Genomic DNA, 16,134 nt, shown 5'->3' on the forward strand with positions numbered 1-16,134 from the left:
ATGCAGGAATTTAACCGACAAACAGAAGCTGGTGCAGTAGCTTATTTCCGCGATTGTATAAAAAACGGAGATGTTGCAGGAGCATTAAGCTGTTTTCATCCTGAAGCAGTCTATATAGACAGAGAAGGGAAGGAGCTGAGAGGTCTTGAACAGATAGAATTGGCCATGAATGAAATCTGCAGGTTAAAGCTGGATATTCAGGGAGAAGTTTCCCATGTGACCGTTGTGAATGATCTTGCGATGTGGGTTGATCAGTGGGAAATGACAGGAATTGCTCCGAATGGACATTCTATACACATGACCGGTCATACTTCGTGCATTATGAAAAGAAATGAAAACGGGGAGTGGCTGTGGCTGGTTGACAATCCTTTTGGAGCTGCTATACTTAAAAATGATAATATGGTATAAAGTCTGATTTCTGACCCTTGGCAAGGTTTCAAACCTTGACAAGGGTTGGGACAAAGTCTTTCAGAAACAAAATAAAAAACCTTCAGAACTGTTCTGAAGGTTTTTATATTTAATCTATTGGATACTGATTTTTAATTGCGTAAAAACTGACCAATTCCAGGTGAATCAAAAGTAAAGGTATTTTGATTTTCAGACTTATCAATTTTATTGCTGATAGTCAATGCCCACAATACTAATTCTTTACAGAAATTCTGATCTTCCGGACTCAGTTCAGACGTATTTTCTTCCACCACGGCTGCCAGAGGAGCAATCTTATCGAGTTTAGCATAAAACTCTTCATCGGTATCATTATAATTAAGCTCCAGATGATTTTTATTAAACCATCTGATCAGGTCGGTATAAGGTGTTTTGATCCCTTCTTTTTCCAGTTTGGAGATACGCGGGAAGAGACTTTCAAATTGGGTCATCACCGCTTTGTCAATTAATATTTTGGCAACATAATCAGCGCCTTCCTGTTCTCCTTCGTAAACCAGTTCAATTTTTCCTGTGATGGATGGAATGATCGACATAAAATCAAGCAGACGGACAGTGGTTCGCTCAGCTCCGGATTCAATCAAACGTAATTTAGCGGCTGCAATTAAGTTTTCCATAGCGCTGATGGTCAGACGGGCACTCACACCACTTTTTGCATCTACATATTCACTGATGCGTGCTGCAAAAGCGACTTCCTCTAAAAGATCTTTCGCCAGGTCAGGAATTTGTATCTGTGCTTTATCTTCAGCAGAAATCAATGCTTCCTGCTCTGTAATCTGGCGAGCAAGAGCAATTGTTTTTGGATAGTGGGTGAAAATCTGAGACCCTATTCTGTCTTTCAATGGCGTTACAATACTTCCTCTGTTGGTATAATCTTCAGGATTGGCTGTGAAAACAAACTGAATATCAAGAGGCATTCTCAGCTGGAAACCGCGGATCTGAATATCACCTTCCTGCAAAATATTAAACAGGGAAACCTGGATGCGTGCCTGTAAATCCGGAAGTTCATTTAAAACAAAAATAGAACGGTTGGCACGTGGGATCATTCCGTAATGCAAAACACGTTCGTCGGAATATGGTAATTTTAAAGTAGCCGCTTTGATGGGGTCTATATCTCCAATTAAATCAGCCACATTCACATCCGGAGTTGCTAATTTTTCATAGAAACGATGGGAGCGGTGTACCCATGAAATCGGAGTTTCATCACCCAGTTCTGCAATGAGATCTTTGGCAAATTTTGAAATGGGCAGGAATGGGCTGTCATTGATCTCAGAGCCTTTTACAATAGGCATATACTCATCAAGCAGATTGACCATGCTTCTTGCGATTTTTGTTTTTGCCTGTCCGCGTAATCCCAATAAATTGATGTGGTGGCCGGCAAGAATGGCTTTTTTCAATTGGGGAACCACCGTGTCTTCATATCCCCAAAGTCCTTCAAATACAGGTTCTTTAGCTTTAATCCTGGTAATCAGGTTCGCCTGGATTTCCTCATTAATCGTTTTATGGGTATAACCGGAATCTTTTAATTCTTTGAATGTAATATCGTTTTTCATTTTCTTGTACTGCTAATTATCTGGTAAGATTTTTCTTGTAATGCTTTGATGAAGTCTGAAATCCGACCTCTATATTCTTCTTATTCTGTTTTTTTCGTAATCCTCGAAGATCATTTGTCCTAAACCTGATAGCCCTGTCAGAAATGCTTTTCCTTTGTTTTGAGCGGTAAACTCTTCTACAAACTGACGCAGATAGGGGTCCTGGGCAATCATAAAAGTAGTGATGGGGATTTTCAATTTTCTGGCCTGTGCTGCTCTGTTGAGACATTGGGTAACAATCTTTTCATCCAGACCAAAACTGTTCATATAAAACTCACCGCTTGGCAGCTGAATGCAGCTCGGTTTTCCGTCGGTGATCATAAAAATCTGTTTGTTGGTATTTCTTTTTCTGCGGAGAATATCCATTGCCAGCTCCAGACCGGCTACAGTATTGGTATGGTAAGGCCCTACTTTTAAATAGGGAAGGTCTTTGATCTTGATGGGCCATGCTTCATTTCCAAAAACGATGATATCAATGGAATCTTTGGGGTATTTCCGTTTAATCAGTTCTACAAGTGCCATGGCAACCTTTTTCGCTGGTGTAATACGGTCCTCACCATATAAGATCATAGAGTGGCTGATGTCAATCATGAGGACGGTACTCATTTGTGCCTTATGTTTGGTTTCTTCTACAATGAGATCGTCTTCCGTAATACGCAGGTCTGAAATTCCGTTATTGATCTGGGCATTTTTTAAGCTTTCAGTCATGTTTACAGCTGTTAGATCGTCTCCATATTGGAAGGAACGGTTTTCACCATCGCGTTCGTCACCAATTCCTGTTTTGCTGGTACGGTGATTTCCTGCTCCGTTTTTCTTCAGCTTTCCAAATATTTGATCTAAAGCATATTCACGAAGGGCAGCTTCCAGTTTTGGAGTTAATATATTTTTACCTTTTCCACTTCCGGTATTGCCTTCTTCAGGATCTTCCTCTTTGATATAACCTCTTTTTTTCAAATCTTCTTCAAAATCCTGAAGGGTGTATTCCTCGTCGAAAATGTCATATTCCTTATCTAGCATATCAAGCCATTCAAAGGCTTCCTCAAGATCTCCGGAGGTATGGGTGAGCAAATCTTTGAAAACATCAAAGACCCGGTCAAAATGTGATATTTCCTCCGGCACATGTTTACTGAATATAAAGCCTTTCTGAGGATTAAAATTTTTATCTGTCATAAGATGATGAAGCTGTTTTGCTGTTATTGGGTTTTGAATATTTCAGTTGATCATACAATGAAACTGCCTGAAGTATTCTGTATACCTTTACTTTGTTTCAAACTGAAAAGTTAGGAAAATATCACTTGAAGATTCCTCCAGAGAAATAGAAAAAACTAATGGTGGTGATATGGAATAAGAATATAATAACGTATTGTTGTAATAAAATCTAAAGTATTCTTTACCATAGATTGATATTAAAAAATGTACAAATAAAGATTTGTACATTTTAAATTATTGGAGAAAATTGATTTTTATGAATGGATGGCTATCATGGTGGCTGTCATTTTTGCAATGAGCTTTTCCTCTTTTTGATCATAGACGTAACCCTCACAAATGGTAAGTGTTCTTCCTGTCTGCAGAACTTTTCCAATGGCCACAAGTTTATCTGTATTGGCAGGTTTCATAAAATTAACTTTGAATTCTACTGTCAGACATTGGAATTTTCGGGCATCGTTGTTAGAGCGGCATATCCGCAGGCACTGTCTACAATGGTTGTCAGAACGCCTGCATGAAAAAAACCGTTGTGCTGGGTCAGATGTTCAGAAAACTTGCAGGTAATTTTAGCCTGTCCTTGTTGTACTTCTTCTAATTGGGCACCAATTGTTTTCATGATCCCCTGTTTGTCAAAACTCTGTTTTATTCTATCGTACATAATGATTGGTTTTTATTCATGATATTTTAGTCCATCCAAAGCTTTATCTACCTTTTTATTTTCGCCATACATGATAATACCAACCAGATCCAGATTATCTGAAGTATGTTTTGCTATTTCAAGAACATTTTCTTCACCAGATCTTGTATCAAAGAGCTGTCGGGTATAAATTCCAATGGCCAGCTCACGGTCTCTTGAGCGGTGGAATGCCCTTTGAAGCTTTTCTGTACTGTCTGCTTTATAGACAAGGGTAGGATGCTTTATAAAAGGCAGAAATTCCTCATGGTCAGCTGTCACGAATTTATCACCGTGGGTTTCCGGAAATTCGATTGCAATACTTCCGGCCAAAAAAGAAACAACATTAAGTTTTTGCCATGGTAACAGGTCGTCTTTGATAACGATGGCTACTTTTTTATCATACATATTTTAATTGTTTACATTTAATTCCATTTGAATATTACAGCGCTGATAGGGAGTTGACCGTCCGGTTACTTTCTGGAAACCCAGTTTGTAATACAGATTAATGGCGGGTTTCAGTAGGGTATTACTTTCAAGATATATTTTTGATGCTCCGGAATCTTTTGCTTTGCTGATGATTGCCTGTCCCAGCAGCCAGCCTATATTTTTTCCCTGTGCCTTTGGGGAAACGGCCATTTTTGCCAGCTCAAAATCATAATCAAGTTCATCCATTTTGATAAGAGCGCAGACCCCAAGCGGTTCATCATTATAGAGTGCGACAAGAATCTTTCCTCCTTTATTTAAAATGTATTCTTCAGGATTATCCAATGCCTTATAATCGGCATCTTCCATTACAAAATAAGTAGAGATCCACTCTTCATTAAGTGCTTTGAATGCAGATTGGTATTTCGGATCATAATCAACGATCTTTACATTTTTACTTTCGCGAGCCTTTTTCTGTTCTTTTACTCTGGAAAGCAAGGATTTCTGTTCAAAAAGGTGCTCCCATTCTGCAAGGGCTTCCCAGAGATTATGTGTAGCTTCTTCAATAATCCGGTCAATAGCAAGATCTATATCTGCACATTGTATTGTTACCATTTTCTCTGCGAGTTGTTTACCTTCCGCAGTTAAGCCTACGATATTTCTTCTCTTATCACTTGATTTAAGGTTATCCTCAACCAATCCTGCCTTCAGCATTTCCTTGATAATTTTTGTTACTGAAGGTTGAGAGTGTCCAATTTGTTCGGCAATCTCAGTAATGGTTTGATTGCTTTCTTCATGCAATACAAAAAATACAGGAAACCATTTGGGCGAAAAGTTTTCTACATTATACAACTCATAAATTTTAGTGGCATCTTCGGTCACTTTTGCTGTCAGCAAACGGAGCCTGCTGCCTAACGCCATTTTACCTGTTCTGTTGAATAAGTCCATATTTCAAGATTTTTTTATTAATAACTCTCAGTTTTGGCAGGGAAATTCATTGTTTTTACATCATCTATATAATGCTGTGCAGCTTCTGTCATTACGGTATACAGGTCTGCGTAACGCCTTAAAAATTTGGGTGAAAAATCTTTGTTCATTCCCATTACATCCTGTATAACCAATACCTGTCCGTCTGTGCCTACACCCGCACCGATTCCTATTGTTGGGATAGATATTTGTTGAGAAATTTGAGTAGCAAGATCAGCAGGTATTTTTTCAAGCAGTATTCCAAATGCTCCTAATTCTTCCATTAAATGGCAATCTTCTATCAGTTTTTTTGCTTCGTCTTCATCTTTTCCTCTTACAGCATACGTTCCATATTTATTGATAGATTGAGGCATTAACCCTAAATGAGCCATTACAGGAATACCGGCATCAATTATTTTTTTTACATCCTCCCTGATTTCTGCTCCACCTTCAATCTTAATAGCATCTGCACCAGTTTCCTGCATCATGCGGATAGCTGCATCAAGAGATTTCATGGGATTTCCAGATACGGTTCCAAATGGCATATCAGCGATCACCAACGCTCTTTTGCTACCATTCACTACTGATTTTGTATAATAGATCATTTGGTCTAAGGTGATGCTTAATGTCGTTGGATTTCCGATCATTGTATTGGATGCACTATCTCCCACAATGATTACATCAATTCCTGCTTCATCAATGATCTTCGCAGTAGTATAATCATAAGCCGTCAAAACACTTATTTTTTCGCCTTTCTCCTTCATTTTTTTTAATTGAAGCGTGGTAATCTTTTTCTTATCTTCTTTTTTATGAACTGACATTTTTATGTTTTTTGTTTTACACTAAGTTCCTGTACTTTATATAAGCATTACAAAATAACTAATTATATAACCAGTTATACAAATGTAATGAATTAATAATTACCAAGATGAATGTATTGAATTAAAATTATTAATTGTATTTAAAATAATGTCATAAAAAGATCCCACAGAAGATTGTCTGGGCAATAATTTACTGTAAATACAGGAATAATAAAGCTCCGAAATAATCCGGAGCTTTATTGATACACATCATCTTACTTATTATTATTATTATTATTATTATTATTATTATATATTCAAGATTACCATCCTAAATAATATTCATGATCCAGCCAGTACGGCCAGTCTAATTTAAAATGGGTCTGAAGCATTTTTTCCGCTTCACAGAAGGCGCCTTCCACCCAGCCTTGCTGATCAGAATAGGCTTCCCCGATAATGTGGATTTGCTCATCCACCAGTGGTTTTCTCATATAAGGCATGACATCTTTCACTGAGAAACCTGCTTTCCAGGCATGATATCCTGCGCCATAAGGATCGTCTGTCCAGTCTCTGAAATAGGTTATATAAGGTTGTGGAATATCTATACCATGCAATTCTTTCAATTGGTTTATCAATTCGTTGACCATGAACTCAGTGGCCTGAACATCATCAAATTTGTGTAATTCTTCCATGGATGTAGACTTGTTCGCTCTTACTTTGAAAAGAACTTTGTCATCAGAAAGCGCTTTCCAGAAAGTTTCCGTTTCCATATCACCGTAACTTCCCAGCAGCATTGAATTATTATTCTCAGCATCAGTACCGAAATAGTAGCATTGTCTCATAGGTAAGTCCGTAATAGAATGCCCGGAATAAATATCAAGATCTCTCCACCAAGGACGGTCAAAGCCCATCAGGATTTTAAATGCAGGCTCCATAATAATAGAACGGATATTTTCATTCAGTTTCTGATGTCTGCTAGCATCGAAAAAGAAATTATTCTGATCCAGAAGTTCAAGAGATTTTCTTGGCATACCCAATACTATGGAATTGGCATATACTTTCCAGGTTGTATTGCTTTGTATATTCAGGAAAGTAAGTTCATATTTATGAGTATGGATCAAATGGTGGTCTTTGGTGAAGGTAATCAGTTTATTTTCAGACCAGATACGAGCTCCTTCATGTTCCATATAAGTGTTGGCTATTGCATAAGCAATGCTGTCATATCCCTCTTCAATGGTTTTGTAGGTAGTATCGGCAGAAAAATCTCCTACCATATACGGAAATGCCTCAGCAGAATTCCAGTTGATGGTATTGGAATAATATCCTCCGGCATTGGCCAAAAACTCATAACCTTCCTGAGAAACCTGGTCCTTGATTAAATTCCAGAAACCGATATCATTTACCAGACGTTTATCATAAGGGGAACCCGGGAAATTGTAAACCATTCTTGGTTTGATGGTATCCCAGTCTCTGCTGGTCAGTTTGAAAGAGTAATCATAACCATTAGGATCTGCAATGATCAGTTCTTTATAGTTTTCTGCGACCCATGCATCTGACATTAAAACATTGTAAATGATTTTATTAAATAGCTGGTCAGAGCTGAAGCCTTCATCCCCTTCATTCAGATAATAACGGGTAATCAGTTTGCTATCGTGTTTCTGTTCTTCTGTCCATGCATTTTGTTTGAAACGTTCTTTTCTGATGTACATCAGAAGTTTTTCCGGTTCACCCATAGGGAACTCAACAGGGGTCATCTTATCTTTTAATACAGGTGTTCTTTTGTTTGGATCCTCTTTCAATGGATAACCCTCTATCAATGTGGTTACAATTTCCTGAGAAGTCAGGTAACGCATTCCTCCAAGCTCACCCCAGAAATTCATTCCCGGCATGACTACGGATTCCAGTCTTCCGCCCAATCTGTTACTCATATCGAAGACCTGTACTTCGTGAGCCTTATACTTATTATCGGTTACCAAACGGAAAGCTGTATAGAGTCCGGAAGTTCCGGCACCAATAATGGCTACTTCTACTTTCAGATCGGGCTGCATTCCCGGATACAGCGGTGTATCTTTATTTACGTTTTTTTGATTCATGGTTTTATAATTTTTTAAAGTGCTAAGAAATATTTATATCCTAATCGGAATGGAGTAATGTCAAAATTGGTATGTCCGTCTAATGCAAGATCAGACATGATTTTACCTAAGAAAGGGGTGAATTTTGCGGCCCATCCTGTGGCATAAATCACAATGTTTTTATGATTGGGGACATAAGAAGGAGCAAAATCAATCAGTAATTCTTTATTGGGAATTGTGCTCAAAGCGATAAGACATGTTGAAGTATATTCCGGTTCAATATTCAGACCCGTCATATGGTTTTGTATCCATTGGGAAGTATAGGCGAGTTCCTTCGGGTTCGGAATCAATGTTCTGTCATTGGGTTCCTCCAAAGGCTCGATGACAAAATCCGGTGCTACGCGGATATATTCCGGATGGTCCCATTCAACAGAAGGAAAACCGTAAAACTGATTGCCGTTATCTCCCGTTGCATTCTGGAACACAAACCAGGTTGGGTATTGTATTGCAGGATCAGTCTTTTTGAAATAAGCAGAAGACATATTCCAGTAGGTAGCTTCTATTTTAAAATCAAGTAGGTTGATAACACTGTTTATATATGGTCCGGGAATAATGGCCAGTTTTTTGGCGATATAAATTCCGTTGGGAGTGGTAAGCTCAAAAAGTTCACCATTTTGTTTGATCTCAAGCACAGGAGAATCTTCTCTGAGCTCTACGGTTTCTTCTTTCTGGCAAAGACTTAGAAGCGTTTCAATAGTTGCTTTAAAATTAATGCTGGCCCCATCAGGCTGAAACAGTCCTACATAATTGTCCGGCAGGTTTTTGAAATGATACTGCTCTTCAATTTGCTTTGAAGTTAAGTTTGTATAGGAAACACCTAAAGCTTCTAAAGCTTTCTCTGCTTCAGCAATATTTCCTTCGGTAGAATGTACTTCAGGATCTCCAAACCAGAGGGTACCTACTTTATCGAGCAATTGGGTATCAGTCTTTTTTTGAAACTCATCCCAATAAGGTTGGGAATCCAAAGCCATTTGTACCATATATTCATCCGGATAGGGAATCCGGAACTGACGGGATACCCCCGCAGAGCTGCCCAGCTGATTCACAAAGGTGTATTGTTCCAATACCAACGTCTTGGCCTGGCGCTGGCCGAGATGGTAGGCCGTTGCAAGGCCTATTGCTCCTCCGCCAATGACAATTACGTCGTAGTTTTCTGTAATCATAGGTTATTGTTTTATTTTTTATAATCGTATTGAAGAGATACAGAAAAGTAAAGACATCAAAATGAAGGAATGTACCACCACTACTGATCTTCAATAATCTCTGTGTCCCATCTGCTGCGATAGATTAAGTATAGAGACGAATCTGCCGGTACATGTGCATATTCTGGTTTTCCATTGAATATTGTCACTATTAATAAGCATTTCAAAGTAACAAAGAAGAGAATATATGTTCTTAGAGTGTAAATGACCAATTGTGGTATCTAGTAGAAATACTTAATGGTATACAAACGTGTTCAGCAATGGAGCCCTGATCTTTCAAAATGACTGAAATAATGATTGGGTATCTATTGTTTTTTCACACGTTATTGATTATTTGTTATTCGCTAGATACAATAAAATAGGCAGATACAGAATATTTTACTGAGCCCTAATTTTTTGCAATTGATATAAAAAAATGGTTTTACGTAAATAAAACTGAATATTTATATGGCGTTTTGATATAGAAAAAAATTAAATTCTGTGGGTTTTGTCAAATATTCATTATTATAAGAAGACAAAAATTAATTTAACTTTGCAAGTTAGATGATATACGGCTATTACGAAATTGTTGAAAATAATGGTATATTGTTGAAGGCTAATATCTCATGGACTTATATAGTCAGGAAATTAATTTAACTGATAAAGAAATATGAAATATAAATTCTTAAATTTTAAATTGAGAAAACTCGTTCATTACTCATTGATCCTCTGTATTTTATTGATACAGGTCATCATCGCCATATTTTTTTATAACGAATTTGTCAACGGGAAGAAGCTGAAATTTATTAAAGATCAGCTTGAGGAAAGCCGTGCATTGGGTGGACTGACAGATAATTCGAGGAAAGATTTTCTGGATGCCCAGGAACATCTTCAGAAATATATGGCTACTCAGAATAATAAAGAACTGCAGTTATATTTTCAGTCGTTGAGAAAACTTAAAATCAATTTCGATAAGATTGGTGAATATGAAAATACAAGTCCGAGGTTGAAAAAAAATCTGGCAGTTCACAGGCAGGACACCCTGAAAACGGCGAAACTGAAAACATTGATAGACTCAGTATACCAGACTTCTCTTAATCCACCGTCAAAAATTGAGGATAAGCAGTATGAACCTACCAAATATAAAAATGATTTTGAAGATTTCAAGATTCAAACCCGCACCTATGCAGACACTGTTAAAAAGAAAGGTTTTTTTGGCCGTTTAAAAGATGCTGTAACAGGGAAAGTGGATGTTCAGAAAGAAAGTACGGTGATCACAATGACCAACAACAAAACGCTGGATCTTTCTCAGGTTAAATCTAAAATGGACAACACAATAAAGTCTATGGATAAGCATTATGCTGCTGAAGTAAAGAAAGTACAGATGCTTGCTGCCCAAAAACAGAAGAGCAACCTACAGTTTTACAGCAATTTCAGTAAACTGCTGGTGTATAGTAACGGCTTAATAGAAGTGTACGAAAATGCTATCAAAGATTTTAAAACTGAACTGGAAAAAGAATATAACGAGCAGAGTTCTAATAATAACAGGATTAGAACGTATCTGGTATTGGGATTGATGATTCTTATGTTTATTGTATCCATTCTGATCATGTATTTTACAAGAATGGCATTTATTTATGAACAAAAACTGGATGCCGCTAATAAAGAGATTAAAAAGAACCTTAATTTTAAAAACAGAATTCTGGGAATGTTGAGCCACGATCTCAGATCTCCGTTAAAAATCATCAATATTTTTATAGATAAGATTCACAGAACTACAGAGGATGAAACAATAAAGGATTATCTTAAATCTATCAAGTTTACCAACAGTACTCTGCTTCTGCAATCTAACCAGATTCTGGAATACACAAAAAATGAGAATGCTGAAAAAGAACTTATAAAATCAGTTTTCAATCTTAAAGATGAGATCAGTTCTATTGTGAAGGTAATTACTCCTTATCTGGAAACCAGAAATAACAGGTTTGTGGTAACAGACAGAATTCCTGAAGAGCTGGTGGTATATTCTGATAATATAAGAATCAACCAGATTTTTATGAATATTCTGGGGAATGCCAATAAGTTTACAGAAAACGGACAGATTGATCTCGTGATGGCTACAGAATCTATAGGAGAAAACCAAATTTCCTTAATTACCACGGTAGGAGATACCGGAGTGGGGATATCAGAATCTGATTTGGGTAAAATTTTCGATCCTTACTATCAGGGAATGGTATCTGATGAGGTAGATAATCTGGGAGCAGGACTTGGTCTTAACCTGGTAAAGGAAATCGTAGAGCTTTTCGATGGTGATATATCGGTGGAAAGTAAACTGCACAAAGGAACGAAAGTGACATTCAGGATCAACTTAAATAGTAATAATAATGGAAACATCAATTCAAAATAAAGAGATTATTTTCCTGCTGGCAGACGATCACAGTATTGTGCGCCAGGGAATGGAAATTGTTATCAGTGATATTGTTCCCAACGCTAAAGTGTTTCAGACATCATCCTTACATCAGGTATTGGAGCTGATAGAATCAAAAGGGGTTGAGATGGCCATCATTGACGCACATTTCCCGGACGGAAACAGTCTGCATATTCTGCCTCAGATGAAAAGTGTAAATCCTGATCTTAAAGTTTTAATTTTTACAGGACTTGAAGAGGAACTGCATGGCCTTAAATTTATCAAAGCGGGCGCTAACGGCTACCTGAGCAAAATGAGTGAAGAGGAAGAGGTAAGGGAAGCTATCACAACTTTTATAGAGAAGGGAGAGTATTTTTCTGGTCTTTTAAGGAATCTATTGGTGCAGCTTGTTTACAATCCGGATCTGATAAGCCCTCTCAACAGTCTGACCAAACGGGAACTGCAGATTGCAGAACTTTATGCCGAAGGATATGGAAACCTGGAAATTTCAAACAGCTTGAATATCAAACAGAATACAGTAAGCACAATCAAAAAAAATATCTTTGAAAAACTGAAGATAGAGAACATGGTTGAGCTGGTGGATCTCATTAAAACACATCATAAACTATAGCAGTCTTTAGGATATTTTTCACTTCTTATTGTCAGAGAATTTAATTTTATCGATAAATATCTATAAGAGGGTCGAGATGTATCGATGGGGTTTATAGAGGATTTTATTTTGTAATGTTGTTCCTTTGTACTGTGAGATTTAAGTAATGAAAAGAGTAAATCAAAAATGCTTATTCAAATTTTAAATTTCATACAAAAAACAACAAATGATTATAACTATATAATTAATAAATGATAGTTATAAAGACACAAATGATGAAATTAATAAAACACTGATGAAATTAATTGAGTGATGAATAACCTTAATTGGGCTTCTTAAAAGGCCAAATGAAAAAAACACAAATACATATAAAGAGGTTCAGTTGACGGTTACAATTACAAAACAAAAAGGAGGCGCACAGCCTTCTTTTTTGTTTTTTATCATTTGATAAGCAGATGCTGTCATGTATATCTTAGTTTTGTATTCAAAAAGATGACAGGAGAAAAAGATTTGGCTGTTCTGCTTCAGAACATGGAACCGGTATTAAATGCCGGAGAATATGTATTTTGTACTGTTGAAAACCTGAGTGAGATACCGGATATAGACAAGGTTTTGTTTTTCTTTCGGGAAACTGAAGCGGTTACTGTTGTTTTGAAAAAAGGGACGGCAAATGAATGGAGTATGATCTACAGTTATATTGCTTCATGGATTACTCTGAATATTCATTCTTCCCTGGAAGCTGTAGGGCTCACTGCGGCCTTTGCAAATGCCCTGAAACAGGAAAATATCAGTTGTAATGTAGTTGCTGCTTATTTTCATGATCATATTTTTATTGCAAAAGAAGATGCTGAAAAAGCAATGAAAGCTCTTCATGCATTGAAAATGGTTTAAGAAGTTTCAAAAAATGATCTTACACTTTCCACTTATCATTTTCACCTTCAAAAATGTCTAATCGAATTCCTAAAATGCCCTGTTGAGAAAGCTTTTGAGTGTTCTGCCTGTTTTTGTGTTTTATGTTTGCACCATAATCAAACAAAAATAAACTACAATGAAAGCAATCAGAAAAATCTCAGCCGTTAGCCTATTATGCTTAACTCTTTTTACCGTAGTGACAGTTTCCTGCACTGAAGAAAATGAGCCTCCCACGGTACAGGAGGTACAAAACAGAAACCACCAAACTGCCAAAACCCAATTCATAAACGTTAAAGGAAATGCCATTGCATACCGTGTTTTAGGAAAAGAAGATGGAATTCCATTGGTGCTTCTGCCGGGATTGGGTGGGTCAATGGACGATTGGGATCCTGCCGTGACGGATGGACTGGCAAAGAAATACAAAGTAATTATCTTCGACAATAAAGGAGTTGCTTCTTCAAAGGGAATTACTCCCAATACCGTTCAGGCAATGGCTGATGATGCTGTCGATTTTATCAATGCATTGAACCTGAACAAAGTGAATATCATGGGATTTTCCATGGGTGGGTTTATTGCTCAGAGAATCGTACTGACCCATCCTTCACTGATTAATAAAGTGATTTTAACCGGAACAGGTCCGCAGGGGGCAATCGGGTTGTCTAATCTACCTAATATTATTGCAGGAACAGCCGGATTAAGCCCGGAAGCTTCCTATCTAAAATTTGGATTTACAGAATCGGCTCAAAGTATTGCAGAAGGAAAAGCATCTTTTGCAAGAGTTCAGCTTCGTACTACAGACAGAGACCTTCCGTTAAATGATGCTGCTTCTAACTCGCAATTTACTGCCGTATTGGCCTGGGCTCAACCTAACGCTGATGCTCTTACAGAAATACAAAAGATCAAGAACCCAGTACTGATTGTTCATGGTGAAAATGACCTTCCGGTGTCTGTTCAGAATGCTAAAAATATGGCGCAGAATTTAGATCAGGCAGAATTGGTGATTTTCCCGGATTCAGGACATGCTTCTTTCTATCAATACCATGATACTTTTGTAGGGAAAGCAATTGAGTTCCTCGGGAAATAGATTTTAATTATAACAAAAAGAGACTGTCTCAAAAGTGTCATTCTGAATGAAATGAAATGGAGTGAAGAATCTAATATGTTCGGTTACTAATAAGATTCTTCCTTCGTCAGAATGACAAAAGTCAATTTATTTGACCTTTGAGGCAGCCTCTTTTTATTTTTTATTGAAGGGGTGGCTTAGCTGAATTTTTGCACAGCTTCCACAGTTACCGGAGTAAAAAAGTTAATCAGATTTCCATCCGGATCACAGAACAAAAGTGATCTGTTTCCCCAAGGCATTGTTGTAGGTTTCTGGATAATTTCGGAGGCTAAACTTTTAATTCTTTCATATTCTTCATCTACATTTTTAACCATAAATTCAATAATGGTTGATTTTGTTCCCGCAAATTGGGTAAGACCTTCTGAAAACATTTGCATCGTCCGGATACTTCCGATTGCAATGGTTATGGAATCTGCAGAGAGTTCTGCAAAATCTTCAGTATACCATCTGGCTGTTGCTCCCATGATTTGTTCGTAAAATTCTACTGCCGCTTTGATGTCTTTGCTGATGAGTCTTAATGAGGTAAGTTTCATAAGGTATTTTTTGTTTAAACTAATTTTAAACAAAGGTAACAGGTAGTTATGACAACAGTTTGTCAGTAGAAAATTAAAGCTTTTAAACTAAATTATTTACTAATAAAAATTAGCAATATGAATTAACTGCTTAAAGTTGATAATCTGTATTTTACGACCTTCAGATCTGATGAGTTTTTCCTGTTTAAAATCATTAATAATCCGGGCTAAGGTTTCTCTGGCTGTTCCTACCATATTTGCCAGATCTATGCGGGAAATGGAAATGAATACTTCCTGATCAGGTTCATTATTTGATTTGTACTTATCATGAAGAATAAGCAAACTCAAAGCAGCTCGCTCCCTGACCGTACGATGAGATAAAACGGCAATAAGATTGGCCATGACACTGAATTCGTGGCTTAAAGATTTCAGCAGCAGTCTTGAAAGTACTGATGACTGGCCTAGGATATCCAGAAAACTGTCTTTTGAAATGAATGAGATAACAGAACTTTCCAATGTAGAGGTAGTGTCTCCATAAGATTCATTGCTCAGAATAGCAGAATATCCGAAAAATTCACCAGAACTGTAAATGTAAATGATCTGTTCCCTTCCATCATTATCAACCTTGTATTTCTTTATTTTCCCTTCATTGAGGTAGTAAACGCCATTAGGTTTTGTCCCGTCAGTAAATATAGGCTCATTTTTACGGTAGTTCCTGGTTTTCATTGCTCCTGTAAGCAGATTTTTATCATATTCAGGGAGCTCATCAAAAAGATACTGATTATTAAAAATAAATTTTGAGATCATAATTTTTCTATACGGACTATTGAATAAACGCTAGGTTTTTTTAACTTAAATCACATTTTAAACTGATACAGATCACCAAGTTTTTTTCCTAAACGAATTACTTTTACAAAAGTAATAAAATTGATTCTGAATTAAAAAACAGAACATTTCAGAGCGTTGCAGAGAAGCTGTTTTACTTTCTGTAAAAGCCTCTAATTTATTATTAAGAATACAAAAAAGAGTACAGCAGATATAAAGAACACTGGATAAATACTTAAGCGGACATGTTTTTCACAGTTTGACACTGACATTTCTAAATTTATTTTTTTACTTATTTATTTTATCCAGCTGTTTTTTGACAATAATACAC

General features: G+C 36.9%; 16 protein-coding genes. 5 read left to right on the forward strand and 11 right to left on the reverse strand.

Going from position 1 to position 16,134, the window contains the following annotated elements; all coding sequences use genetic code 11:
• A complete protein-coding gene (locus tag KYG33_RS00680; protein WP_077414798.1) occupies positions 1-408 on the forward strand; it encodes a YybH family protein in 408 nt (135 codons plus the stop codon).
• A gap of 131 nt (positions 409-539) precedes the next feature.
• Here KYG33_RS00680 and KYG33_RS00685 read toward each other — a convergent pair whose 3' ends face one another.
• The 9 genes from KYG33_RS00685 to KYG33_RS00725 all read right to left on the reverse strand — a co-directional run bounded on the left by KYG33_RS00685 (position 540) and on the right by KYG33_RS00725 (position 9,399).
• Positions 540-1,994: a sigma 54-interacting transcriptional regulator gene (locus KYG33_RS00685; protein ID WP_219072482.1), complete on the reverse strand. Its 1,455-nt coding sequence runs from the start codon at positions 1,992-1,994 to the stop codon at positions 540-542.
• Between the two features lie 69 nt (positions 1,995-2,063).
• On the reverse strand, positions 2,064-3,203 hold the full coding sequence (locus KYG33_RS00690) for a vWA domain-containing protein (RefSeq protein ID WP_219072483.1): 1,140 nt from the start codon (positions 3,201-3,203) through the stop codon (positions 2,064-2,066).
• 293 nt (positions 3,204-3,496) lie between these two features.
• Positions 3,497-3,649, reverse strand: a complete 153-nt coding sequence (locus KYG33_RS00695; RefSeq protein ID WP_219072484.1) for a hypothetical protein — start codon at positions 3,647-3,649, stop codon at positions 3,497-3,499.
• A gap of 23 nt (positions 3,650-3,672) precedes the next feature.
• Entirely contained in the window at positions 3,673-3,897 is a 225-nt protein-coding gene (locus KYG33_RS00700) for a PaaI family thioesterase (protein ID WP_219072485.1), read from the reverse strand.
• Between the two features lie 12 nt (positions 3,898-3,909).
• The gene (locus KYG33_RS00705; RefSeq protein WP_077414790.1) at positions 3,910-4,320 is read right to left on the reverse strand and encodes a DUF2000 domain-containing protein; all 411 of its coding nucleotides are present in this window, start codon (positions 4,318-4,320) and stop codon (positions 3,910-3,912) included.
• 3 nt (positions 4,321-4,323) lie between these two features.
• Positions 4,324-5,286: a helix-turn-helix domain-containing GNAT family N-acetyltransferase gene (locus tag KYG33_RS00710; protein WP_219072486.1), complete on the reverse strand. Its 963-nt coding sequence runs from the start codon at positions 5,284-5,286 to the stop codon at positions 4,324-4,326.
• A gap of 17 nt (positions 5,287-5,303) precedes the next feature.
• Positions 5,304-6,125: a 3-methyl-2-oxobutanoate hydroxymethyltransferase gene (panB, locus tag KYG33_RS00715; protein WP_077414786.1), complete on the reverse strand. Its 822-nt coding sequence runs from the start codon at positions 6,123-6,125 to the stop codon at positions 5,304-5,306.
• A 302-nt stretch (positions 6,126-6,427) separates the two neighbouring features.
• A complete protein-coding gene (locus KYG33_RS00720) occupies positions 6,428-8,197 on the reverse strand; it encodes a flavin monoamine oxidase family protein (RefSeq protein ID WP_219072487.1) in 1,770 nt (589 codons plus the stop codon).
• 14 nt (positions 8,198-8,211) lie between these two features.
• On the reverse strand, positions 8,212-9,399 hold the full coding sequence (locus tag KYG33_RS00725) for an FAD-dependent oxidoreductase (RefSeq protein WP_180565622.1): 1,188 nt from the start codon (positions 9,397-9,399) through the stop codon (positions 8,212-8,214).
• Positions 9,400-10,114: 715 nt separating this feature from the next.
• Here KYG33_RS00725 and KYG33_RS00730 point away from each other — a divergent pair.
• The 4 genes from KYG33_RS00730 to KYG33_RS00745 all read left to right on the forward strand — a co-directional run bounded on the left by KYG33_RS00730 (position 10,115) and on the right by KYG33_RS00745 (position 14,427).
• Positions 10,115-11,821 (forward strand): sensor histidine kinase, encoded by a 1,707-nt coding sequence (locus KYG33_RS00730; protein ID WP_257468872.1) that lies wholly within the window; start codon positions 10,115-10,117, stop codon positions 11,819-11,821.
• The gene (locus KYG33_RS00735; protein WP_175627210.1) at positions 11,799-12,452 is read left to right on the forward strand and encodes a response regulator transcription factor; all 654 of its coding nucleotides are present in this window, start codon (positions 11,799-11,801) and stop codon (positions 12,450-12,452) included. Before KYG33_RS00730 ends, KYG33_RS00735 begins: the two co-directional genes overlap by 23 nt.
• A 471-nt stretch (positions 12,453-12,923) precedes the next feature.
• Complete coding sequence (locus tag KYG33_RS00740) at positions 12,924-13,322, forward strand: ACT domain-containing protein (protein WP_219072488.1); 399 nt, start codon at positions 12,924-12,926, stop codon at positions 13,320-13,322.
• A 157-nt stretch (positions 13,323-13,479) separates the two neighbouring features.
• Positions 13,480-14,427, forward strand: coding sequence for an alpha/beta fold hydrolase (locus tag KYG33_RS00745; protein WP_219072489.1), 948 nt, complete (start codon positions 13,480-13,482; stop codon positions 14,425-14,427).
• Positions 14,428-14,603: 176 nt separating this feature from the next.
• On the opposite strand, the gene KYG33_RS00750 is transcribed toward KYG33_RS00745, so the two are convergent.
• Together KYG33_RS00750 and KYG33_RS00755 are read right to left on the reverse strand one after the other, a co-directional pair.
• Positions 14,604-14,999, reverse strand: coding sequence for a VOC family protein (locus tag KYG33_RS00750; protein WP_077414774.1), 396 nt, complete (start codon positions 14,997-14,999; stop codon positions 14,604-14,606).
• A 99-nt stretch (positions 15,000-15,098) separates the two neighbouring features.
• Positions 15,099-15,785 carry a Crp/Fnr family transcriptional regulator gene (locus KYG33_RS00755; RefSeq protein ID WP_219072490.1) on the reverse strand — a complete coding sequence of 229 codons (687 nt, stop codon included), beginning with the start codon at positions 15,783-15,785 and terminating at the stop codon, positions 15,099-15,101.
• Positions 15,786-16,134: the final 349 nt, after the last annotated feature.

This window comes from Chryseobacterium sp. D764, assembly GCF_019317325.1.
In the GTDB taxonomy this organism is placed as follows: Bacteria; Bacteroidota; Bacteroidia; order Flavobacteriales; family Weeksellaceae; genus Chryseobacterium.